Source organism: Pacificoceanicola algae (assembly GCF_049341065.1).
Classification (GTDB): Bacteria; Pseudomonadota; Alphaproteobacteria; order Rhodobacterales; family Rhodobacteraceae; genus Pacificoceanicola.
Genome location: NZ_JBMPIX010000003.1, coordinates 338,504 through 361,837 on the forward strand (window position 1 = coordinate 338,504; position 23,334 = coordinate 361,837).

Consider the following 23,334-nt stretch of genomic DNA (forward strand, 5'->3'; position numbering starts at 1 on the left):
CATATCGGATCTCAAGGCCCGCGCAAGATAAGCGACGGGGCTTTGAGAATTGTGCTATCCTGCGATGTCTTGGTGAAATCCGGCAGTGCGCCGGGGACACCAGCGAAGGAGGTACGGAAGATGACAAATACGAAAACGGGAACTTGTTTTTGCGGCGCGGTCGAAGTTGAAGTGACAGGTGAGCCCGAGGCAATGGGCTATTGTCATTGTCAGTCCTGCAGGTCTTGGTCTGCCGGTCCGGTAAATGCATTTACATTGTTTAAGAATGAGAACGTGCGGGTGACGCGCGGAGAGGATCATATCGGTCATTTCAAAAAGACCGAGCGTAGCGATCGGCAGTTCTGCACCGCATGCGGCGGGCATCTGATGACCTATCATCCGCATTGGGATTTGATGGATGTCTATGCGGCAACCCTTCCTGAGCAGACATTCGTGCCGGCGGTTCACGTCAACTATGCCGAAACCGTTCTGCCAATGGTCGATGGCCTGCCCAAGATGAAGGATTTCCCCGCCGAGATGGGCGGCAGCGGCGAAACCGTGCCAGAATAGCCCCGGTTACCGGGCGCAAACCGTAATTGAAAAAGGGGATTTGAATGGGCCATGGGCCAAGAACGTTGTCGCTGACGCCAGAGCATGTGGCGCGCGTTCATCGAGAGATTGAGGACAGGGGGCAGCCGCCGGGATTGCATCCGCAGACGGATGAGGATTACGCCGAATGGGTGGATCGCATTCTGGCCTCGCATCCGGCGCCGGACAGGCCGACGCAATTGTTCGCCTATGGCTCGCTGATCTGGAAGCCCGAGATCGAACATCTTGGGGAACGCGGTGCGGTTCTGTCGGGATGGCGGCGCTCGTTCTGCCTGCGGCAATGGCGGTTTCGCGGCTCACCGGAGTATCCGGGGCTGATGATGTCGCTTGATCAGGGGGGCGAGTGTCAGGGAGTCCTGTTCGAATTGCCCGATACCGACCTGAAAACCCGCTTCAACAAGCTGTTCAGGCGGGAATTCACCGTCAAACCGATCACCAATATCCCAACTTGGCTAACGGTTCAGACCGAGGACGGGCCAGTCGAAGCGCTGGTCATTGTGATGAACCGCGAGTCGCCGCAATACGCCGGGGATCTGACGCCGGAAGATGTGGCGGATGTGCTGGCGCAAAGCTGCGGTCATTTGGGAACCGGGGCCGACTATCTGTTGAATACCGTCACGCAGCTTGAAAGGCGCGACATGCATGATCCGGGGCTTTGGCTTTTGCAGGAGCTGGTGGCGCAGCGGATTGGCCTCGACTGACCGGAATGCGACTTGCGGCGGCACAACGCAAAACGCCCGGGCACTTGGCCCGGGCGTTTCGGTTTCACAACGCCTTGTCTTAGTTGGCCGAGGCCAGCTCTTTCGGCAGGCGGAAGGTCCAGACTGTGCCGCCCTGGTTCAGGTAGCTGACCTTCTTGGCCACTTCGCCGCCCCAGAGCGGAACCGCGCCGCCCCAGCCAGACACGATCGAGACATACTGCTCGCCGTCCTGTTCCCAGGTGACAGGCTGGCCAACGATGCCCGAGCCGGTCTGGAAGGACCAAAGCACTTCGCCGGTTTCGTCATTCAGCGCCTTGAACTCACCTTCGGGGGTGCCAAAGAACACCAGACCGCCAGCGGTGGTCATCACGCCGCCCCAAAGCGGTGCGTCGTTCATGTACTCCCACTTGGTTTCCAGCGTGTCGGGGTCGATCGCCTTGAGGCTGCCGATGTGGTCTTCGTAGTTCGGCTTGATGGTAAAGCCGGACCCCAGATAGGCGGCGCCCTTCTTGTAGGAAACAGGCTCGTTCCAGATGTCCATGCCCCATTCGTTGGAGGGCACGTAGAAGTTGCCGGTGCGCTGCGAGAAGGCCATCGGCATCCAGTTCTTGCCACCAAGGAAGCCGGGCGAGGAGAAGACGACTTCGCCCTTCTTGCCATCAGCCGCATCGGCGGGATTACCGGGGCGATTGTCTTCGTTGTAGATCGGACGACCGTTTTCGTCGATGCCCGAAGCCCAGGTGATGTCCTTGACAAAGGGCGTGGCCCCGACAAATCCACCATCCTCGGCGTTCAGCACATAGAAGAAGCCGTTACGGTCGGCAGTGGCGAGGCGCATGTTGCCCTCGCGGTCGTCATAGGCAACCACTTCGTTGACGCCGTCATAGTCCCAGCCTTCGCGTGGCGTGGTCTGGAAGTGCCATTTGATCTCGCCGGTGGCGGGGTCGATGCCGATGCGGCTGGCGGCATAAAGGTTGTCGCCCATGCCATCGTCCGAGGGCGTGCCCGCACCGCGCAGGTGGCTGTTCCAGGGAGCCGGGTTGCCAGCGCCCATGATGATGGTGTCGGTCCGCGCATCATACGAGCCGCCAAGCCAGGTGGCGCCGCCACCGGTTTTCCACATATCGCCCGGCCAGGTCGCGTTCAGAGTGCCGGTCATGGTGCTTTCTTCGCCGTTCAGCATGCCCATGTGGCCTTCGATCACGGGACGGGTCCAGACCAGATCGCCGGTGTCGGCGTTGCGTGCCTGGACTTCGCCAACGATACCGAATTCACCGCCCGAGTTGCCGGTGATCACCAGACCGTTCACGATCAGCGGCGCGGCAGTGTAGGAGTAGCCAGCCTTGTAGTCGGCGATCTTGTCGCGCCACACCACATCGCCGGTCTTGGCATTCAGCGCCACGATACGCGCGTCGAGCGTGCCAAAGATCACCTTGTCGCCGTACAGTGCGGCGCCGCGGTTGATCACGTCACAGCAGGGCAGGATGCCTTCGGGCAGACGGGCATCGTACTGCCATAGTTCCTTGCCGGTCTTCACGTCGATCGCATAGATACGCGAATACGACCCGGTGATATACATGACCCCATCGTAAACCAGCGGCTGGGTTTCCTGCCCGCGCTGCTTTTCTCCGCCAAGGCTGAAGGCCCATGCCGGGACGAGGTTCTTGACGTTGTCCTTGTTGAGGGTTTCCAGCGGCGAATAGCGCTGAAGGTGGCGGCCCATACCATTCGTGACGACCTGATCGGTTATCGTGGCGTCATTGGCCAGCATTTCTTCTGTGACCTGAGCCTGTGCGCCAGTGGCGGCAATCAGACTGAGGGCAACAGCGGCGACGAATTTGTTCATTGTGTCTCCTCCCGTGAACCAGCATCTTAGTGATCCCGTGAAGCAAACTCATCAGGATCGGTGCTGGAATAAATCTACAGGGAGAACCGTGTTGTCTGGTACGGGCCATAGGTCGTACGACCCTTGCAGTCTTGACAGCAGGTGATCGATTCGTACCACCTTTGGAATCAGCGACTCTGTACAGGCATCACCTGACCCACATGGGCCATAACCCCACGCCAGCCATTGGCCCGCGCGGGGGAGGAAGATTCATTTGACGCAGCGACTTACTTGGATATCGCCTTGTTATCCTGCGGGCTTATCGATGCCAGATAGGCAAGGATAAAGTCCTGAACGGTGCGGTCCTCGATCCCGACATGGCGCATCTTGGTGCCGGGCATGAAGCCGTCGTTATCTTCCATCCACGCACGCAGGGCTGCCGGCGTCCAGACAATCCCCGAAGCCTCAAGAGCGATCGAATAGTCGTAGCCCTCGTAACTGCCGGCAGCGCGGTACAGAACGTTCTCCAGTGGCGGGCCGTAAGACGGGTCATTGGCGTCCACTGCGTGGCAGCGGCGACATTCGCCATCGAACAAGGTTTTGCCAGCAGTCACTTTCACCTCTTCAAAGGTGTCGGCCAACACCGGCGCGGCGACAAGGCAGGCGGCAAAAATCATCGGGATTGAGCGCATCGTTTTAGTCCTTTCATGGTCTGCGCCCAAGATAGGCCCGGCGGGTTTCATTATGTTGATCCATGTCAACGGATCGGCCGTCACGCCCTGTCCATTGGTCGTATATCTGGCGCTTTCCGGGCTGATACTCTAGCGTCAAGACATCTCTGGGAGGAGAAACATGAGCATTATGAGATTCCTGACCGGGACCGCCGCCGCGTTGGTAATGACCGCGGGCGCAGCCCTTGCCGAAACGCCGGTTCTGCGCGCCGCCGTGCTGGAATACGGCACCGTCAACTGGGAACTGGACGTCATCAAAAGCAACGAATTCGACGCCGCCCACGGGTTTGATCTGCAGGTTCAAGGCGTGGCGGGCAGCTCGGCGGCGCAGGTGGCCTTTCAGGGCGGCGCCGCGGATGTGATCGTCTCGGACTGGCTGTGGGTGGCACGCCAGCGCGCGGCAGGGCATGACTTTGTCTTTGTGCCCTATAGTCGCGCTGTTGGTGCCGTCATGGTGGCCGGAGATTCGACAGCCACAAGCCTTGCGGACCTGAAAGGTCAGAAGATCGGCATCGCGGGCGGGCCCTTGGACAAAAGTTGGTTGATCCTGCGCGCCTTTGCCGAACAGGAATACGGTATGGATCTGGCCGCCGAGACCGAGCAGGTCTTTGGCGCGCCGCCGCTGATCTTCAAAACCGCGCTTCAGGGGGAATTGGCTGGCGCCATCAACTTTTGGCACTTTCTGGCCAAGATGGAAGCGGCTGGAATGAGGCCGCTGGTGACGGTCGATGAGGCTGCCACGGCGCTGGGACTGGATCCGCAAACACCGCTGTTGGGCTATGTCCTGAAGGGCGAATTGCTGCGCGAGAACCCCGAACTTGTGAAGGCGCTGGCTGATGCCTCCCGCGATGCCAAGGATCTGCTGTCCACTTCTGATGCCGAATGGGACCGCCTGCGCCCACGCATGAACGCCGCGACCGACGCGCAGTTCACAGCGCTGAAAGCGGGCTATGTCGCCGGGATTCCAAAGCCCGGTCCCGTCGACGAAGTGGCCGCCGGCAAGATGTTGAAACTTATGGCGGACTTGGGCGGATCTGATCTGGTCGGGACAGCAACCGAGCTTCCCGAGGGGCTATTTGTTCAGCCCGGATCGTAAAGATGGCCGGGCTGCGCCTCGTGCATGATGCTTCAAATCAGGCGGGCACCCTTGTGGCCCGCCTGTCTTTGCCGGGTCTCAGCCTTGGCGGACGGGCTGTGTTGGGCGCTGTCGCTTTCGATCTTCACCGCGGCGAAACCGTTGCGCTGACCGGGCCTTCGGGCGTTGGGAAAACCACCCTGATGCGGGTTCTGGCGGGGATCGAAACCCGCCATCGCGGCTGTGTCGAGACGCCGAAGCGCCTGGCCATGGTCTTTCAAGAACCGACCTTGCTGCCCTGGCGCAATCTGCGGGACAACATCTGCCTGACCGTTGGCGCCACCAAGGAAAAGGCTGAATCCGTGCTCGACGAAGTTGGGCTTGGTGGGCGCGGCGACGATTTCCCTCGCTTGCTCAGCCTTGGACAGCAACGCCGCATGGCCCTGGCCCGCGCCTTTGCGGCTGACCCCGAACTGCTGTTGATGGACGAACCCTTTGTTTCGCTCGACGAGGCATTGGCCGATGACATGATGACCCTGTTCGAAAACCTCAGGGCCAGGCGGGACGTCACGACACTGCTTGTGACGCATTCAGAAGCCGAAGCGCGCAGGCTGGCAGATCGCGTCCTGCGGTTATCGGGCAGCCCGGCAGTGTTAACGGACAGATAAGGTTGGTTAATCTTCGCGTCTTGTCTAAGGGGATGGCCCTAAGATCCTGAAACCTCAGAACGATTTGGCGTACCGCCAGTTGTCGGCATCTGGTGTCACCTCGTCCGGATCATAATCGGCCGCTTGCATTCGCTTGGCGATAGGCAGACCGTCTTTGGCGGCTTCGTCGATATATTGACGGCCCAATGCTTCGTCGCGCGCGATACCATGTCCCCGGATCAAGTTCAGTCCGTGATTGAATTTGCCCACCGGATCGCCCAATTCGGCGGCGCGGCGGTCCCATTCCGCTGACGCGTCCGGATTATACTCACCGCCGAAGCCATTGTTTTCCATATAGGACATCCAGGTCATCGTCCCGGTATACCCGGCTTTGGCGCAGGCCTCGAAAATCCGACGTGCGCTTTCGTGATCGCCAGACTTGGTCATCATGTAACCGCTGGAGCAAAGTGCCATCCCGGTCTCACCACGATCCGCGCGGTCCAGCATGTGTTTCCATGTCATTTCATCCGGATTCAAAGTGCCGAAATCATCCGCGAACACCGGCGCGGCGCCGGTCACCAAAATCAGGAACATCGCGGATCGTGTGAACATGGTCGTTCTCCTTAGACAGGGGACAAAATGGCTCATTTCTTGCGCCTGACAAGGCCGCGCGCAGGATCGTAGCCCCACAGCGCCAATAGCATGAAACAGGTGGCGGCCAAAATTGTCCAAAGCAGCGCCCAGCCGTTGAATTGCTGATATAGCGCAAAACGGATCAGCTCGACCGCGTGGGTGAATGGGTTTGCCTGGCAGATGTCATGTAAGAGCTTCGAAGATTCCGCCATCTTCCAAAGAGGATAGAGGGCAGAGCTGAGAAAGAACATCGGGAAGATGACGAAGTTCATGACCCCGGCGAAATTCTCGAGCTGTTTGATAAAGCTGGAAAGTGCCAGTCCCAAAGCGCCAAGCATCAGGCCCGAAAGCACCAGCGCGGGAAGAACCGCGAGATAGCCCCAAAGCGGCGCGGTGATGCCGAACAGGCTGGCGACCGCCAGGAAGGCATAGCATTGAAGAATTCCGATGAATGTTGCCCCGCAAAGCTTTGAAAACAATAGAAACCAACGCGGAAGCGGCGCCGTGAGAAGCAATCGCATCGATCCCATTTCACGATCATACACAAGACTAAGAGAGCTTTGCATCCCATTGAAAAGCAATATCATTCCACAAAGCCCCGGGACGATGTAGGTCTCGTAGGTGATATAGGTTTGGTAGGGCGCCGTGATTGACAGCCCAAGCGCGGCGCGAAAGCCCGCGGCAAAAACCAATAGCCAGACCAAGGGGCGGACAAGCGCCGCCAGAAATCGTTCGCGCTGGTGAATGAAGCGAAGCGCCTCGCGGGTGGTGATGGCGCCAAAGGCTGTGGCGTAGGGGGTCATGCGGGTGCCCTGGTCTGGGCAAGGAACCAATCAGACAGCGTCTCTTTGCCGTGCAATTCGCCAGCGCGGCCAGTGGCTTTGATCCGTCCTTGGTGCAGCAGGATCAGATCGTCGCAGGGACGCACTTCATCGGTCAGGTGAGTGGCCCAAAGAACCGTCAGATCGTCCTGTTCGGCCAGATCGTGCAGGTGATCGGTGATCGCGGCGCGAGAGGCGGCGTCGAGCCCGACCGTGGGTTCGTCCAGCAGCAACACCTTGGGACTGTGCAACAAGGCGCGGGCAATCTCGGTGCGCCGGCGATGGCCGCCGTTCAGCGCGCGGGCTTTTTCGGAGGCACGTTCGCGCATGCCCAACCGGTCAAGCGCTGCGTCGATGCGGGTTTGCGCATCGGCTCCGGACAGGCCATGCAGCGCTGCGAAATAGCTCAGGTTCTGCCGAACGGTCAAATCAAGATCCAGAGTGGGCTGTTGAAAGACGATTCCCATCTGCGCCAGCGCCAAGCGTGGCGTTTTTGCCAGATCAATGCCTGCGATCTCGATCCGCCCCTGATGCGTGGTGAAAAGCCGGGTCAGAAGCGCGAAAAGTGTCGATTTCCCCGCGCCATTGGGGCCAAGCAGCGCGGTGAACCGGCCCGGATGCGCTGTGAAGGAAACACCGTCCAGCGCCTGTTTGGCGCCGTAAGAAAACGAAAGATCGGTGATGCTGAGGGTCATGGCTGTTTGTTCATATCACCAGCTTGCGTCAAATTGCGCATGAAATCGGTCAATCCTCGCGCGATCAATTGGTCGGGCGCAGCGCCGCGCCCCAAGGGAAGCGACCGACCTTAATGGATTTCAACGCCTTTCGCGCCGCCACATCCACAACGGTCACGTCACCTGACACGCCGTTTGTGGTGAAAAGCAAGGATTTGTCGGCATTGAACGCCATGTGCCAGACGCGGCGACCGACAAGGATATAGTCTTCGACCTCAAAGGTCTTGGCATTGACAACCGCAAGGTGGTTTGCGGGCCCCAGACCGACGAAGGCATAGGTATCGTCCGCGTCCAGTTCGAACCCGACGGGTTGGATGCGGTCGGGGTGGATGTTGGGCAGAGCGAACGTGATCTTGGCCTTTTCGGTCTGTGTCGCAACGTCGAAAACGCTGATTGATCCACCAATCTCGGAAGACACCCAAAGCTCGGTTCCGTCTTTGACGAATTCGGCATCGCGCGGGCGGCTATCGACGAGGGTATTGGCAAAAAGCTCTTGCGTTTCGGTATTGATCCAATGCGCCATATTGGTGGTTTCGCTGGTCGTGATGGCGATCTTGCCATCGGGCGAAACGGCCATGCCCTCTGGCTCGATTCCAACGTCGATCTGTGCCACCACCTGACGAGTCTGGGTGTCGACCACGGTGGTGATCGCGTCGTTTTCGTTGGCGATATAGAGATGGCGACCATCGGGATGCAGGGCGAATTGTTCGGGGTCTTCCCCCGAGGGCAGATCGTAGAGAATTTCGCCGGTTTCCGGGTCCATGACCTGTACGGCATCGCTGTCGGACGCGCAGATATAGACCACGGAATAGTCATGGGCGAAGATGATCCCGCGTGGGCGTTCGCCCGTGGGAATGGTGCGGGTGACCTCGAGCGTGCCGATGTCGATGACCGAAATACTGTCGTCCTTTTCGTTCGTCACCCAGATTTCATCGGCGAATGCCGGGGCAGACAGCAGCAGGGCAGAAAGTAGCGGCGTATATTTCATGGCGTTTGCCTTTGTGTTTGCGGGGCGGATGCGAGGGGCCAGCCCCTCGCGTTGCCCGGGATTTTTATGGACCAGCGAAGGACATCTCAGTTGAAAGCCGTACAAGGGGTTTCGGGCTGATCGAGGCCAAGCGTGTCAAGTTCGGAATTGCGGTGCAGGAAGCCTTCGAGGGGGGCCTGAGCGACAAGCGCGCCGCGATGGGTGAGCGGGATAGGTTGGCGCAATTGGCCATTCCACGCACGGAAGGTCAGGGGGCGCCCCTTGAAGCCGCCCAGTTCGAAATCTTCGCCCAGCATATAGGCTCGTAGTGTCGGCGCTTCGCTGGCCTTGGTGCGGGTCACGGCTTCGCCAAGGGCGCGCAGGGCGGCCCATGCGGCATAGTCCCTGTCCTGCATGGCGCGGCCTGACAGGGCTTCAAAACGCGATTGCAGTTGCGCCGCGCCCCATTGTTCCACCACGTGATCCCAAGTTTTGGGGGTCAACCCTTCAGCGCCAGCGACAGGGCGCGGGAGCCATGTGTTATAGGGGATGTACCGGGCGAAATCATTGGCCTCATCGGCGACCATCAGCACGTCGTAGTCGCCAAGATCCTGGGTGAACAGCGGCACCTCCTGGCTGGCGTTGCGGCGCATGTCGGCGTCAAAGGCCCAGGTCTTGCGGGCGCGGATCTTGAGGCCGAACTTGATTGCCGAGCGTTCGAAAGCTTCGGCCATGGCGGCATCGCCCGGGCCTTCCCCGTCAATCATGGCGATCTTGGTCCATTTGCGTTTCACAAAGAACTGCATCAGCGCGTCCGACAGCATGGCGCGCGAAGGCAAGGTGTGCAGAAGGTTGGCGCGGCAGTCCTGGCCGCGCAGACGGGTGTCGGGCGCGGCGACATTGAACAGCAGCGCGGCCTTGGCTTCGGGCAGATCGGCGGCGGCAAGCATGGCGTCGGCGGGCGCATCGAGAATAACCAGGTCCGTTGCACCAAGCGCCGCACGGACGGCTTCGATGAAGTCACCCCCGGGGGCCACGGATGTTGTGGTCAATCCCCAGGTCTGATTCAGAAAGCGCCCGGTGGTCTGGTTGTCGGCCAGCGCCAGTTCGGCGCCGCGCAGCCCCAGATCTTCCGGCACCGGGTCCAGATTTGACAGGGTCGGCGGCTGAACCACCTCTTGGCGCAGATAGTGCACGACAATATCGGCTGCCTGCGCAGAACTGCCAAACAGCGCGACCAAAGCCCCAATCGCGGCGATCTTTTTGAGCATGTCTGACGCTCCTCCCGAAGCACAGGCTATCTGAGAGGCGGGGCACCTCAATACGACCAAGGTGCAGTTTTCCCGGCCCGCTTTCGGGGTTTCGCGCCACGAAAGTCCAATAGTGCTGCAGGGGCCGCATGGCCTACACCCTATGATCAACGGGAACGGAGATCATCCGGGAGGAAACGACATGACCAAATTGACCCTGACAGCTGCCCTTGGCGCCCTTATCCTGACGCCGGTGCTGGCGCTGGCGCACGGCGATGTAACCCCGCAGGCGGTGGACACCACGGGCCTGCCGGAGACCGGCGAAGAATGGCTGACCGAAAACCCCTATCGCGCCGAAGCGGCGGGCGAAGAGGTTTGGGCCAAAGCGGTGGAAATCGGTGCCTCGGGCTATAATCAGAACTGCGCGCGCTGCCACGGGCTCGAGGTAATCTCGGGCGGGCTGGCGCCGGATCTGCGCTTTCTCGAAGCCGAGGAATTTGGCGACGAATGGTTCGTTGAGCGGTTCCAGACAGGCTATACTCAGAACGGCATCACCAAAATGCCCGCCTTTGGGGAATTGTTGGGGCAAGACGCGGCTTGGGCGATCCGTACCTATATCGAAACCCGCCCTGACGACGCCTCGATGGAAGAGGTTGCTGACGAACTGAAAGGCATCCGCGATGAACTGGCCGCTTGGGCCGAAGCGCCGGAAGGCGCGGACAGCGATGCGGTCAAAGCACGCCTGAGCGACATTGCCGCCGGGATCGAAACCCTGTCTGGTGCGCCGGTTGCCGACAGTGCGGCCAGCCGCGCCGCTCGGCTGGTCGACGGCACGCAGGAAGGCTTTCGCCACGCAGCCGAGGCCTTGACCATCGGGTTGTCAGCGGCACACTGATCAAAACGGGCAGGGGAGGCGCGTGATGATGCGACAGGCAGATGCCATCGGCAGGTTTGGCCGGGGAGTAGCTGCGGCCCTGCTGGCCGTGACCCTCAGCGGACCCGCTTTTGCCAACGACCCCTGCGCCGATTACGTGCCCCAAGCCAAGCCGCAGAACGCCAGCCGCGACATCGTCGGGCAAGATTATGACCAGATCGTAGAACGCGGCTATATGACGGTCGCGGTCTACGACGACTATCCGCCATACAGTTGGCTGGAAGACGGAAAGGCGCGCGGTGTCGACGTTGATGTTGCCCGCGAGATCGCGAAATATATCGGCGTCGAGGCGCGGTTCAACTTTGTTGCCGCCGGTGAAAACCTTGATGCGGATCTGCGCTACAACATCTGGAAGGGGCCTTTGCTCGGCGGCGCTGTCTCCAACATGATGATGCGGGTGCCCTACGATTCAACTTTCAAATGCCGGGTTGAGCAAGTTGTCTTTCCCGGTGTCTATCAGGAGGAGGCCATCGCCATCGCCTACCGCGAGGCCGAGTATCCCGATGGTGGCCCGGTGCCTGCCTATTTCCGCTTTGATACCGTCGCGGTCGAGAACGACTCGATTGCGGATTTCTACCTGACCAGCTTTGCCGGCGGGCAGACCGGCAAGGGTGTGCGGCGTTATCCGACGATGCAGGCCGCGATGGAGGCGCTGAACGCGGGCGAGACGATGGCCGCCATGGGCCCGCGCACGCAGCTTGAGTTTTTCGCAGGCGACGGCGTAGCGATTCACGAACCGCCCCTGGCCGGATTGGCAAAATCGAAATGGCCGCTTGGGACTGCAGTGCATTTCGCCTACCGTGGCCTTTTCTACAGCGTGGATGACGCGGTGGTAGAAGCATTGGGGAATGGCAGGATCGCTGAGATATTCGAATCTTACGGCCTGAGCCATCACCCTCCGCAATGGTGAGTTTCAAGAACCGGCGTAAGCCATTGGTCTAATATGCCACGCCGGGCTTTCCCGCCTAGGCTGGCATCCAAGGAAGAGGACATACCCCCATGCAAATGAGCGATTCCCGCCAGATCAACGCACCTCAACAGGTGGTCTGGGAAGCAATACTGAACCCGGACGTCCTGAAAGAATGCGTTCCGGGCTGCACTGAAATGTCTGGCAGCGCCGAAGACGGCTTTGAGGCGACGGTTGTCCAGAAGGTCGGTCCGGTAAAGGCCACCTTCAAGGGCCAGGTGACCCTTGCCGATGTCGAGGCGCCCAACAAGGTGACGCTGAACGGCGAAGGCAAAGGCGGCGCAGCGGGCTTTGCCAAGGGCGGCGCGGTAGTGACCCTGGCGCCCGGCGATAACGGCGGCACGCTGCTGACTTACGAGGTCGAAGCCAAGGTCGGCGGCAAGCTGGCGCAACTTGGCAGCCGCATTATCGACGGTTTCGCCAAGAAGATGGCGGACCAGTTCTTCAACAATTTTCAAGAAGCTGTCGAAGGCCCGTCGGATGAAACCGAAGCCGAAGAAGGTCACGGCACCGAGCACAAGAAAAAGGGTTGGTTCAAGCGGATGGTTTCGGGCTAAGTTTCCCGAGCCAAGGCCAATCAATTGAAAAAACGGACTAATATTCCTAAGGGAGGAGTGAAATGGCAGAAGTAACGATGACGGTGAACGGCAAAACCGTCACCAAGTCGGTCAAGGGCAATACGCTCATGACTGAATTCCTGCGCGACGAACTGAGCCTCACCGGCACGCATGTCGGCTGCGATACGTCTCAGTGCGGCGCCTGCGTGATCCATGTGAACGGTGCGGCGGTCAAGGGCTGCACGATGTTTGCCGCCGAGGCCGAGGGTGCCGAAGTTTCGACCATCGAAAGCATGGCAAATGCCGATGGCTCGTTGGGTGTGATCCAGCAGGCGTTTCAGGATCATCACGGCCTTCAGTGCGGTTTCTGCACGCCCGGCATGGTGATGTCGGCAGCGGCGCTGCTGAAAGACAATCCCAAGCCGACCGAAGCGGAAGTGCGCGACTACCTCGAAGGCAATATCTGCCGTTGCACCGGGTACCATAACATCGTCAAGGCGATCATGGCAGCCAGCGGTCAGGACGTCACGTCCATCGCAGCCGAGTGATTTTCACGCGCGGCTGCGGGGGATCACCCCCGCGCTGCGCAGGATTTGTATGGCGGGATCATCCCCGCCGTCCCCAAGGGAGGAATAAACCCATGCCGAAAGATCATGGCATTGGCGCAAGCCCGAAGCGGCGCGAAGACATCCGCTTTTTGACCGGCGCCGGCAATTACACCGACGATATCAACATACATGGCCAGGCCTATGTATATTTCCTGCGTTCTGACGTGGCGCATGGCACCATCAACAACATCGACACCTCGGCAGCCGACGGCATGCCCGGCGTGGTGCGCATCTTTACCGGCGCGGATTTCGAAGGCATTGGCGGTCTGCCCTGTGGCTGGTGCGTGACTGACAAGCACGGCCAACCGATGAAAGAGCCGGCCCACCCGGTTCTTGCCCAAGGCAAGGTACGCCACGTCGGCGATCCGATTGCCGCTATCGTTGCAGACAGCCTCGAAGAGGCGCGCAATGCCGCCGAGGCGATTGATCTCGACATCACCGAATTGCCTGCCGTTGTCGACATGAAGGCCGCGCTGGCCGAAGGCGCCCCCAAGGTGCACGACGATCTGGCCGACAACCTGTGCTATGACTGGGGCTTTGTCGAAGAGAACAAGGCCGCCGTCGATCAGGCGATCGCGGACGCCGCGCATGTGACCACGCTTGAGCTGGTCAACAACCGCCTCGTCGCAAACCCGATGGAACCGCGCGTCGCCGTTGGCGATTACAGCCGTGGCACCGGCGACAGCACGCTCTACACCACCTCGCAAAACCCGCATGTGATCCGGCTGCTGATGGGCGCCTTTGTCCTTGGTATCCCCGAGCACAAGCTGCGCGTCGTGGCCCCCGATGTGGGTGGCGGTTTCGGCACCAAGATCTTCCACTACGCCGAAGAAGCCTTTTGCACTTTTGCCGCCAAGGCCTGCAACCGACCTGTCAAATGGACGTCGAGCCGTTCGGAAGCCTTCATGTCCGACGCCCATGGCCGCGATCACGTGACCAAGATCGAACTGGCGTTGGACGAAAACAACAACTTTACGGCGCTGCGCTGCGAGACCTACGCGAATATGGGCGCTTATCTGTCCACCTTCGCACCGTCGGTTCCCACTTGGCTGCACGGCACGCTGCTGGCGGGCAACTACAAGACACCGCTGGTCTATACCAACGTCAAAGCCGTCTTCACCACCACGGTTCCGGTTGACGCCTATCGCGGCGCCGGGCGCCCCGAGGCGACTTTCCAGGTCGAGCGGGTGATCGACAAGGCCGCGCGCGAGCTTGGCGTTGATCCGGTGGAACTGCGTCGTCAGAACTTCATCACCGAATTCCCCTATCAGACTCCGGTCGCGGTGGAATACGACACCGGCGATTACCACGCCACGATGGACAAGATGCTGGAGCTGATCGACCGTGAAGGCTTTGAAGCGCGTCGCAAGGAAAGCGAATCCCGCGGCAAGCTGCGCGGCCTTGGCATCAACTGCTTTATCGAGGCTTGCGGCATCGCGCCGTCGAACCTTGTCGGGCAGCTTGGCGCCCGAGCCGGTCTGTATGAATCCGCCACCGTGCGGGTGAATGCCACCGGCGGTCTGGTTGTCATGACCGGTTCGCACAGCCACGGTCAGGGCCACGAAACAGCCTTCCCGCAGGTGATCGCGGAAATGATCGGCATCGACGAAAGCATGATCGAGATCGTGCATGGCGATACCAACAATGCGCCGATGGGCATGGGCACCTATGGCTCCCGTTCCTTGGCGGTTGGCGGTTCGGCCATGGTGCGTGCGACCGAGAAGATCATCAACAAGGCCAAGAAGATCGCCAGCCACCTGCTTGAAGCCTCTGAGGCTGATATCGAACTGAAGGATGGATCGTTCAGCGTGGCCGGCACGGACAAATCCGTGGCTTGGGGCGATGTGACCCTTGCCGCCTATGTGCCGCACAACTACCCGCTGGAAGATCTTGAACCGGGTCTGGAAGAGACGGCGTTCTACGACCCGTCGAACTTCACCTATCCGGCCGGGGCCTATGGCTGCGAAGTCGAGGTCGATCCCGACACCGGCGAAGTCAGCATCCTCAAGTTCGTCTCGGCGGACGACTTTGGCAATGTCGTCAACCCGATGATTGTCGAAGGTCAGGTTCAGGGCGGGATCGCACAGGGTATCGGTCAGGCACTGCTTGAAAACTGCTCGTATGATGAGAACGGCCAGCTGCTGAGCGCGTCCTACATGGATTACGCGATGCCGCGCGCTGACAACCTGCCGCATATGGCAAGCTACGTGGTCGATCACAGCTGCCAGACTCCTTGTACGCACAACCCTCTGGGTGTGAAGGGCTGCGGTGAGGCCGGGGCCATCGGCTCACCGCCGACAGTGATCAACGCGATCATTGACGCGCTGCAATCGGGTGGCCACAAAGTGGACCATATCGACATGCCCGCGACGCCGTCGCGCGTTTGGGCCGCGATGCACGGTTGATTGGAGAGCGCCGGGGGGCTGTCTGCCCCCCGGACCCCCCGAGGATATTTCTGGACCAATGAAACAGGGGCACCGCGCCCGTTTCGGTCCTAGGAGGAAGAAAAGATGTATTCATTCGACGTAGTACGACCCACCAGCCTGGCCGATGCGGTCTCGGCGTTGGGTCAGGACGAGGCGCAAGCCCTGGGTGGCGGTCAGACTTTGATCCCGACGCTCAAGCAGCGTTTGGCTTCGCCGTCGGTTCTGGTCAGCCTGACCGGCATCGATGAGATGAAGGGCGTGAGCGAGGCAGGCGGTGTTCTGACCATCGGTGGCGGGACCAACCATGCGACCGTGGCCGCTGAGGCTGGCGCCTATCCGGCCCTTGCGGCGCTCGCGGGCAACATCGGTGACCCTGCGGTGCGCAACCGCGGGACCATTGGCGGCAGCCTTGCCAACAATGACCCCTCGGCCTGCTATCCCGCCGCGGCTTTGGCAAGTGGCGCGACCATCGTGACGAACACGCGCGAAATTGCGGCGGACGACTATTTCCAGGGCATGTTCACCACGGCACTGGAAGAAGGTGAGATCGTCACCGGCGTCAAATTTCCGATCCCGGAAAAGGCAGCCTACATGAAGTTCGAGCAACCTGCCTCGCGCTTCGCTCTGGTTGGGGTCTTTGTCACCAAGGGCGCCGATGGCGTGCGCGTGGCGGTGACCGGCGCATCGAATGACGGCGTGTTCCGCTGGACCGAGGCGGAAGAGGCGCTGTCTGCCAATTTCGCACCCGAAGCCGTCGACGGCCTGTCCATTTCCGGCGATGACATGATCTCGGACCTGCACGGATCGGGCGCTTACCGTGCGCATCTGGTGGGTGTGATGACCAAGCGTGCGGTTGCCGCGGCAGGCTGATTGCGACTGTCTGAAAACACCCCTCCGGCCTTTGCGGGCCGGGGGGTATTTTTTTTGGGCGCCGGAAAGGATTGAGGTCCGGTGCACATCCAAGGGACTGGATTTCAGTCTGCCGCGGCCACGCCCGGCCCTGTCAGACGAACAGATCCAGCAAAGGATCCGCCGGGATTGGCCCGCTCAGGTCGGTTTGGCTGTATGGATTGTCGAAGACGGTATCATAGCCCATGTCCTCCAACGCGGCGATTGTCATATCCGACACATAGCCGCCTGTATCCACGTAGCCTGTCATGATTTCCTCATTGAACAGGAATTCATCCCAGTGACCGCCTGCGGTCCCGGGCCCGCCGTCGGTTTCAACCGGAACACCCGACAATGACCCGGGATCGGACCCTGCGATGCCGGGGAATTCCGTCTGGTAGGTGTCGGTGGCGTTCACGCCAACAAACCGCATGTCCCCGCCGGTGACAGAGCCGCTGGTCAGCCCGATCAGAGACCATAATGTGCCAAAGCCCAAAGAGTGCATCATTTCATGCAGCACAATGGTTTCCCAATTCCCGAGACTGAACTGGTTTTCAGCATCGGCGCTGTCAAAGGTCATAGCCCCCGTCACGGGCAGATATGTGCCGTCACCGCGAAGTTGCTGCGGACCTGCGCTGCCCAGTATCCCGCCAACGCCGTCAATCACCTCAAGCGTTGCGGTGATCTTGATGTCGTCAATCACCGTACCGCCAATAATGGCGTCTGGCAGATCCGCAAGGATGATCGAACTGAGATAATCGGCAGCTTCAATAAAGGCCGCCTGCAATTGCGCCGTCCAGATGCCGACGAATTCGATCGTGACATTGTACGACGTGCCTGCCGGGCCGCCGCTGGTATACATATCGACGATGCCGGTATCCGGTGGCGGGTCAGGCAACGCGCCGGGCGGGCGGCCGTAATCGGCGTTGTCATCGCCCGGAGGAAGGCTTGGAGGCGAATCCCGAGGTGTTCCGGGGACTGAACCTTCCGGTCGGCCCTGATCCGTTGGGACATCTGGTTCTTCCGGCTGGTCCACCGGCGGCGGCGCCGGATCGGGATCGATATCCTCAAGCGTCTCCGAAGCCGGTGCGGTGCCTGAACGGCCATCATCGGCGATGGTCAAAGCAACAACGTCAACCTCAACGACGCTTTGGCTGTGACCCCGAACTTGAGAGTTTGGCGCGGTCCGGCCCTGGTCACAAACAGCGCTATAGCTTTGCATGTCTGCGTCCGCCTCTGCCAAAGCGCTCGCTTGGCCGGTCTCGTCAACAGAAATGGCGTGAACTGCGCTGGCTCCGTCGAACGTGCCGTGCAGACGAAGGGCCGTTTCCGGAACAAAACCGGGCTCGGCCCGAAAGTCATTTTCCATGACCTGCCAAGTCGGCAAAGGCGCTGCCAAGAAAGGGGTTTTGTTTGAAAATTGGAAAAGCATGGTTGCGACCCGGGTTCTAAAACTGACGCCAAGAGTATCATCTACCGAGTGCATTCCATATCTTTCCATCGTGAAAAATCGAACGGCTTGTCAGGAGGGCGCTTTACGATTTTTGAACGGTTGTCATTGTTGCGTTCGCCTCGCAGGGCCAGCGGTCCAACAAACCTGCGGTGAATGGCAGGTCCGCGCGGATCGGTACCGCCATCTGGACAGTTTTTTTCAGTTACCCCACGTCCCAAAAGGCCTGTGATTTCTTTAGGCCGGGCAGGGGCTTTCACTTGGCTCTGACAAGGGTATGCTAGCGCCCAATTGAAGGAGACAACGATGAACAAGATCAGCCCCGAAGCCCCAAGTCTCAAACCCAAGGATGCCCCCGATCTGGGGCGGTTCGATTGGGAAGACGCCTTTCGCCTGACCGACCAGCTGAGCGATGAGGAACGGATGTTGGCCGATGGCGCCCGCGCCTTTGCGCAAGAAAAGCTGGCGCCGCGGATCATTCAGGCCTTTGAAGAGGAAACCGTCGCGCCCGAGGTTTTTGCCGAAATGGGTGAAATGGGTCTCTTGGGCGTGACCGTGCCCGAGGAATACGGCGGGATCGGGTCGTCTTATGTGGCCTACGGTCTGGTTGCCCGCGAGATCGAGCGGGTCGATTCCGGCTATCGCAGCATGATGAGCGTACAATCCAGTCTCGTCATGTATCCGATCTATGCCTATGGATCCGAAGAGCAGCGGCAGAAATACCTGCCCAAACTGGCCAGCGGCGAATGGATCGGCTGTTTCGGCCTGACCGAACCGGACGCCGGGTCTGATCCCGGCAGCATGAAGACCCGCGCCGAAAAGATCGATGGGGGATACAAGCTGACCGGCTCCAAGATGTGGATCTCCAACGCGCCGATTGCCGATGTCTTCGTCGTCTGGGCTAAATCGGACGCTCATGGCGGCAAGATTCGTGGCTTCGTTCTGGAAAAGGGAACAAAGGGGCTGAGCGCGCCGAAGATCGGCAACAAACTCAGCCTGCGCGCCTCGGTCACCGGTGAGATCGTGCTGGACGGTGTCGAGGTTTCAGAAGAGGCGCTTTTGCCGCATGTGGAAGGGCTGAAAGGCCCGTTTGGCTGTTTGAACCGGGCGCGCTATGGCATCGCTTGGGGCGCCTTGGGCGCTGCGGAATTCTGCTGGCACGCAGCGCGCCAGTACGGGTTGGACCGCAAGCAGTTCAACAAGCCGCTGGCGCAGACGCAGCTGTTCCAGCGCAAACTGGCCGATATGCAGACCGAAATCAGCCTTGGCCTGCAGGGTTGCCTGCGGGTTGGTCGCCTGATGGACGAGGCCAAGGCCGCGCCCGAGATGATCAGCATTCTCAAACGCAACAACTGCGGCAAGGCGCTGGATATCGCGCGGATGGCGCGGGACATGCACGGCGGCAACGGCATTTCCGCCGAATTCCAGGTGATCCGCCACATGCTGAATCTTGAGACCGTGAACACCTACGAGGGCACGCACGACGTTCACGCGTTGATCCTTGGCCGTGCACAGACAGGGCTTCAGGCGTTTTTCTAAAATTCATTGAAGCAAAACTTGCAAGATCGTTAAGCAAAAGGGCAAGGGGAAACCCTTGCCCTTTTTGTGCGAAAGGAATGAAGTCCGGTCAAACCTTTCTGGGAGGACCCATTCCATGAACCTGCATGCAATGCTTGCTGAACGCGCCGGCAACGGCAAACCCATACGTGTCGGGCTGATTGGCGCCGGGAAATTTGGCTCGATGGTGCTGGCGCAGGCGCGCAAGATCGACGGCTATCATATTGTGGGCGTGGCCGATCTGGATGTCGGCAAAGTGCGCAAGTCGCTTGCGCGCACCGGCTGGGAAGAGGACGAATACAGCGCCACTTCGCTGAGTGATGCAATGGACACCGGCAAGACCCATGTGATGGACGACGCCAAGGCGCTTTGCGCTTTTGAAGGGATCGAATGCATCATCGAGGCGACAGGCCATCCGCTGGCCGGAACCCGCCACGCCTTGGCAGCAATCGAAGGCAACAAGCATATCGTCATGGTCAACGTCGAGGCTGACGTCATGGTCGGCCCGATCCTGGGCAAGATGGCCCGCGACAAAGGCTTGGTCTATTCCATGGCTTATGGCGATCAGCCTGCGTTCATCTGCGAATTGGTGGATTGGGTGCGCTCTTGCGGCTTTGAATTAACATCCGCCGGTAAGGGTATGAATTTTCGTCCGGAATATCGTTACTCCACGCCCGACACCGTCTGGGGCTATTTCGGCTGGTCCGAGGAATTCGTCGCCAAGGGGGACTTTAACCCCAAGATGTACAATTCCTTCACCGATGGCACCAAGGCTGCGATCGAGATGGCCGCCGTGGCCAATGGCACCGGCCTTGACTGTCCGGACGACGGCTTGGCGTTTTATCCCACCGGCTTGCACGATCTGGCGCAGGTTTTCAAACCGGCTTCGGAGGGGGGGCGTTTGCCCAAGAACGGCCTTGTCGATATCGCCGCCAGTATGGAGCCGGACGGGCGCAAGGTGGTCAACAACATCCAGTACGGCATGTTCGTGACTTTCCGCGCCCCCGACGAATACACCCGCGGCTGTTTCGAGCAATACGGACTTTTGACCGATAAATCAGGCTGGTACGGGTCGATGTGGCGGCCGTTTCACCTGATCGGCCTTGAAACCTCGGTCTCGGTTCTGTCTGCGGTTCTGCGCGGTGAACCGACCGGTAGTTCGCGCGAATTCCGCGGCGATGCGGTGGCGACGGCCAAGTCTGACCTCAAGGCAGGCAGCTATCTTGACGGCGAGGGCGGCTTTGCCACATGGGCCAAGGCGATCCCGGCGACGCAATCGGTTGCCATCGACGCGCTGCCGATGGGGTTGGCGCATCACGTCAAGCTCAAGAATGACATCAGGCGCGACCAGATCGTGCGCATGTCGGACGTGGATTTTGTCGATGACCTCGACGTGGTCAAACTGCGGCAAGAGCAGGTCCGCACGATGGGCCCGCGCTGACAATAAATATAGGGCGGAGGATATTTCTCCGCCCTTAGGCTGGGTCAAACGGCACGCGAACGACACGAGCCGTCGGTAAACATCGGCCAGCACCGCAGTACCCGTTCAAAAAAATCATTTGCCAGTACATTTTATAGGTGTGTTGGGTCGGCGGGATCTCGCAAGGTGCCACAGGTATTGCACCTTGGCCGGAAGTGAAGACTTGTATTTCAAACACCGTATGAATCTTCACAAATTAGGTGAATAGTACGGCCTATATAATTGATTTATATTTGTAAAAAAACTTGCATTCAAAATGCACCTGTCCAGTCCCTACAGCTTCCCCATGTTCACAGGCCTGATCCACTTCGGATAAACGGCAGAATCCGTTACCCAAAATATTTCTAGACAAACGCACATCTCTACCCGAAACTCTTGCTTAAGTTGCATAAGTTTTTTTGAAGCAAGTTTTTTTCACATAGAGGAGGGGCGGAAAATGCCTGAATCTATCGCTTGGTCTTTGTCTGCCGGAGGCTCTTCCGGCTCAGGTATAAGTGCAGCGGGAACTTTGCTGGTGGACGCCAGTATGTCTGTTTCGCGCAGCTTTGATGCGGCCGGGGCTGAAACGGATGTTGAGCTGATGATCGACAAGGTCGACAATGTCAGTTTCCTGGCGATTTCCAGTGATCTGAACGACGGGAAAGTGACCGTTCAGGGCACCGGCGACAAACGCGCGCTGACCGGGCCGATTGTTCTGTTTGGCGAGGCGGTCAAGCTGTTCGCCACGGATCTGTCCGTTGTCAAAGTCCAGAACACATCCCCCGACAAGGCGGCACATCTGACGATCCTCGTGGGATTGAACATCGTTTCCACGCCCTGAGTCCGGGCGCCTTTCCAGCGGGCCGCGCGGCGCGCCCTTTACCTGATCCTTGGAACCGAAGGAGCTGCCAATGGCTATCAATCCAACCTATCCCGGCGTTTACGTGCAAGAAGTCGACAGCGGCGTCCGGACGCTGGCGGGCGTTCCGACCTCGATCGCGGCATTCGTGGGGCGCACGAAAAAAGGGCCGGTGGACGCGCCCACCGCCTGTTTCAACTATGGCGAATTCACCAGACGTTTTGGCGGGCTGGATATCAACAGCACGGTCAGCTACGCGGTCGAAGATTTCTTTGCCAATGGCGGCGGCCAGTGTGAAATCGTCCGGTTGTATACGCCCGAAGCCGAGGACAACGACGGCTATGCCGCGTTCGATCACGGCTCGCTCAAGGTGCGCGCGGCAAGTCCGGGCAGTTGGGGCAACAGCCTGACGGCGGAAATCACCTATCCCAAGGACAGCGACCCCGAAGGCGCCAAGGCCGTGGCCCAACGCTATGGCGTCAGCGAAGACGATCTGTTCGATCTGACGATTGTCGACAGCGCCACCAATGCGCGGGAAGTGTATCGCAACCTGTCCGTCAAAGAGGACGCCGGGGAAATCCGGTATGACCGGCAGATAGAGGGATCGAGCCTGATCAGCTTTACGCCCGACGGCGACGGTCTTGCGCAGTTTGACAATGCCCGCCCGGCGAAAACCGCCGTGGATACGCCGATCGAGGCGGACGGCGGAAGCGACGGGATCGCCCTGAGCGAGGCCACCTACCTTGGTGACCCCGACAAGAAGACCGGCATCCATGCCCTGCGCAAGGCAGATATCTTTAACCTGCTGTGCATCCCGCCGGATCAACGCGACGGTGATTTGCTGAAATCCGTGCGAGAAGCGGCAGTCAAACTTTGCTCCGAAGAACGGGCGCTTTTGATCGTCGATCCGCTCAAAGCCTGGGACAAGAACCCGGCAGAAGCGGCAAGCAAGGTCAAGACAGACCAGTTGAACGCCGATGACCAGGTTCTCTCGCTGACCTATGCCGATTACGCCGCGCTTTATTTCCCGCGCCTGCGCAAACGCGACCGATTGCGCGGCGGGCAGGTGGACACCTTTCCCCCCTGCGGCGTGGTTGCCGGTGTCATGGCGCGCACGGATGTGAACCGGGGCGTGTTCAAGGCGCCTGCGGGGCTGGGCGCCACAATTTCCGGCGTCGACGGGCTGACGGTCAACCTGACCGACAACGAAAACGGTCTGCTCAATCCGATTGGCGTGAATTGCCTGCGCTCCTTCCCGAACATCGGGCGGGTGGTCTGGGGCGCGCGCACGCTGAAAGGCTCGGATCAGTTGTCACACGACTACAAATATGTCTCGGTCCGCCGTCTGGCGCTGTTCATCGAGGAAAGCCTGTTCCGCGGCACGCAATGGGTGGTTTTTGAGGGCAACGACGAACCGCTCTGGGCACAGATCCGGCTTTCGGTCGGTTCGTTCATGCAGCGGCTGTTTTTGCAAGGCGCCTTTCAAGGGGCCAGCCCGAAAGAGGCTTATTTCGTCAAATGCGATGCCGAGACCACGACGCAGGACGACATCAACCGGGGCATTGTGAACATCTCTGTCGGGTTCGCCCCACTGCAACCGGCCGAGTTCGTCATGATCTCGATCCAGCAAATTCGCAGCGCGAGCTAAGGAGATTTT

The 23,334-nt window shown here is 59.8% G+C and carries 22 protein-coding genes; 14 read left to right on the forward strand and 8 right to left on the reverse strand.

All coding sequences use genetic code 11. The features are described from left to right. Positions 1–120 precede the first annotated feature (120 nt). Positions 121–549: a GFA family protein gene (locus ACOYQJ_RS06555; protein ID WP_500797226.1), complete on the forward strand. Its 429-nt coding sequence runs from the start codon at positions 121–123 to the stop codon at positions 547–549. Positions 550–593: 44 nt separating this feature from the next. Further along, the gene (locus ACOYQJ_RS06560; RefSeq protein WP_422905203.1) at positions 594–1,289 is read left to right on the forward strand and encodes a gamma-glutamylcyclotransferase; all 696 of its coding nucleotides are present in this window, start codon (positions 594–596) and stop codon (positions 1,287–1,289) included. A 79-nt stretch (positions 1,290–1,368) separates the two neighbouring features. Here the strand turns inward: ACOYQJ_RS06560 and ACOYQJ_RS06565 are convergent, their stop codons facing one another. Both ACOYQJ_RS06565 and ACOYQJ_RS06570 read right to left on the reverse strand, forming a co-directional pair. Further along, positions 1,369–3,135 (reverse strand): PQQ-dependent methanol/ethanol family dehydrogenase, encoded by a 1,767-nt coding sequence (locus ACOYQJ_RS06565; RefSeq protein WP_422905204.1) that lies wholly within the window; start codon positions 3,133–3,135, stop codon positions 1,369–1,371. A 266-nt stretch (positions 3,136–3,401) separates the two neighbouring features. Then, a complete protein-coding gene (locus ACOYQJ_RS06570; protein ID WP_422905205.1) occupies positions 3,402–3,806 on the reverse strand; it encodes a c-type cytochrome in 405 nt (134 codons plus the stop codon). 160 nt (positions 3,807–3,966) lie between these two features. Here ACOYQJ_RS06570 and ACOYQJ_RS06575 point away from each other — a divergent pair, with 160 nt between their 5' ends. Further along, a complete protein-coding gene (locus ACOYQJ_RS06575; protein WP_422905206.1) occupies positions 3,967–4,941 on the forward strand; it encodes an ABC transporter substrate-binding protein in 975 nt (324 codons plus the stop codon). A gap of 2 nt (positions 4,942–4,943) precedes the next feature. Beyond that, the gene (locus ACOYQJ_RS06580; protein WP_422905207.1) at positions 4,944–5,588 is read left to right on the forward strand and encodes an ABC transporter ATP-binding protein; all 645 of its coding nucleotides are present in this window, start codon (positions 4,944–4,946) and stop codon (positions 5,586–5,588) included. A 54-nt stretch (positions 5,589–5,642) separates the two neighbouring features. Here ACOYQJ_RS06580 and ACOYQJ_RS06585 read toward each other — a convergent pair whose 3' ends face one another. From ACOYQJ_RS06585 to ACOYQJ_RS06605, 5 genes are all read right to left on the reverse strand, one after another. Beyond that, positions 5,643–6,179 carry a tetratricopeptide repeat protein gene (locus tag ACOYQJ_RS06585; protein WP_422905208.1) on the reverse strand — a complete coding sequence of 179 codons (537 nt, stop codon included), beginning with the start codon at positions 6,177–6,179 and terminating at the stop codon, positions 5,643–5,645. 32 nt (positions 6,180–6,211) lie between these two features. Beyond that, the gene (locus ACOYQJ_RS06590) at positions 6,212–7,003 is read right to left on the reverse strand and encodes an ABC transporter permease (RefSeq protein WP_422905209.1); all 792 of its coding nucleotides are present in this window, start codon (positions 7,001–7,003) and stop codon (positions 6,212–6,214) included. Next, complete coding sequence (locus ACOYQJ_RS06595) at positions 7,000–7,716, reverse strand: ABC transporter ATP-binding protein (protein ID WP_422905210.1); 717 nt, start codon at positions 7,714–7,716, stop codon at positions 7,000–7,002. The genes ACOYQJ_RS06590 and ACOYQJ_RS06595 overlap by 4 nt, the downstream gene beginning before the upstream one ends. Positions 7,717–7,780: 64 nt before the next feature. Then, positions 7,781–8,743: a YVTN family beta-propeller repeat protein gene (locus ACOYQJ_RS06600; protein WP_422905211.1), complete on the reverse strand. Its 963-nt coding sequence runs from the start codon at positions 8,741–8,743 to the stop codon at positions 7,781–7,783. 86 nt (positions 8,744–8,829) lie between these two features. Continuing rightward, positions 8,830–9,993, reverse strand: coding sequence for an ABC transporter substrate-binding protein (locus ACOYQJ_RS06605; protein ID WP_422905212.1), 1,164 nt, complete (start codon positions 9,991–9,993; stop codon positions 8,830–8,832). Between the two features lie 181 nt (positions 9,994–10,174). Between ACOYQJ_RS06605 and pedF the strand changes: the two genes are divergently transcribed. From pedF to ACOYQJ_RS06635, 6 genes are all read left to right on the forward strand, one after another. After that, on the forward strand, positions 10,175–10,867 hold the full coding sequence (pedF, locus tag ACOYQJ_RS06610) for a cytochrome c-550 PedF (RefSeq protein ID WP_422905213.1): 693 nt from the start codon (positions 10,175–10,177) through the stop codon (positions 10,865–10,867). A 25-nt stretch (positions 10,868–10,892) separates the two neighbouring features. Then, positions 10,893–11,816, forward strand: coding sequence for a transporter substrate-binding domain-containing protein (locus tag ACOYQJ_RS06615; protein WP_422905214.1), 924 nt, complete (start codon positions 10,893–10,895; stop codon positions 11,814–11,816). A gap of 89 nt (positions 11,817–11,905) precedes the next feature. Further along, the gene (locus ACOYQJ_RS06620) at positions 11,906–12,430 is read left to right on the forward strand and encodes an SRPBCC family protein (RefSeq protein WP_422905215.1); all 525 of its coding nucleotides are present in this window, start codon (positions 11,906–11,908) and stop codon (positions 12,428–12,430) included. A gap of 62 nt (positions 12,431–12,492) precedes the next feature. Continuing rightward, the gene (locus tag ACOYQJ_RS06625) at positions 12,493–12,978 is read left to right on the forward strand and encodes a (2Fe-2S)-binding protein (protein ID WP_422905216.1); all 486 of its coding nucleotides are present in this window, start codon (positions 12,493–12,495) and stop codon (positions 12,976–12,978) included. 92 nt (positions 12,979–13,070) lie between these two features. Continuing rightward, complete coding sequence (locus ACOYQJ_RS06630; protein WP_422905217.1) at positions 13,071–15,443, forward strand: xanthine dehydrogenase family protein molybdopterin-binding subunit; 2,373 nt, start codon at positions 13,071–13,073, stop codon at positions 15,441–15,443. 105 nt (positions 15,444–15,548) lie between these two features. Then, on the forward strand, positions 15,549–16,334 hold the full coding sequence (locus ACOYQJ_RS06635; protein ID WP_422905218.1) for an FAD binding domain-containing protein: 786 nt from the start codon (positions 15,549–15,551) through the stop codon (positions 16,332–16,334). Between the two features lie 133 nt (positions 16,335–16,467). On the opposite strand, the gene ACOYQJ_RS06640 is transcribed toward ACOYQJ_RS06635, so the two are convergent. Further along, positions 16,468–17,721 carry a leishmanolysin-related zinc metalloendopeptidase gene (locus ACOYQJ_RS06640; protein WP_422905219.1) on the reverse strand — a complete coding sequence of 418 codons (1,254 nt, stop codon included), beginning with the start codon at positions 17,719–17,721 and terminating at the stop codon, positions 16,468–16,470. 387 nt (positions 17,722–18,108) lie between these two features. On the opposite strand from ACOYQJ_RS06640, the gene ACOYQJ_RS06645 reads away from it, so the two are divergent. From ACOYQJ_RS06645 to ACOYQJ_RS06660, 4 genes are all read left to right on the forward strand, one after another. Further along, positions 18,109–19,341, forward strand: coding sequence for an acyl-CoA dehydrogenase (locus tag ACOYQJ_RS06645; protein WP_422905220.1), 1,233 nt, complete (start codon positions 18,109–18,111; stop codon positions 19,339–19,341). 115 nt (positions 19,342–19,456) lie between these two features. Beyond that, positions 19,457–20,800, forward strand: a complete 1,344-nt coding sequence (locus ACOYQJ_RS06650) for an NAD(P)H-dependent oxidoreductase (protein ID WP_422905221.1) — start codon at positions 19,457–19,459, stop codon at positions 20,798–20,800. Between the two features lie 475 nt (positions 20,801–21,275). After that, positions 21,276–21,659: a hypothetical protein gene (locus ACOYQJ_RS06655; RefSeq protein WP_422905222.1), complete on the forward strand. Its 384-nt coding sequence runs from the start codon at positions 21,276–21,278 to the stop codon at positions 21,657–21,659. A 70-nt stretch (positions 21,660–21,729) separates the two neighbouring features. After that, on the forward strand, positions 21,730–23,325 hold the full coding sequence (locus tag ACOYQJ_RS06660; RefSeq protein WP_422905223.1) for a phage tail sheath family protein: 1,596 nt from the start codon (positions 21,730–21,732) through the stop codon (positions 23,323–23,325). Positions 23,326–23,334: the final 9 nt, after the last annotated feature.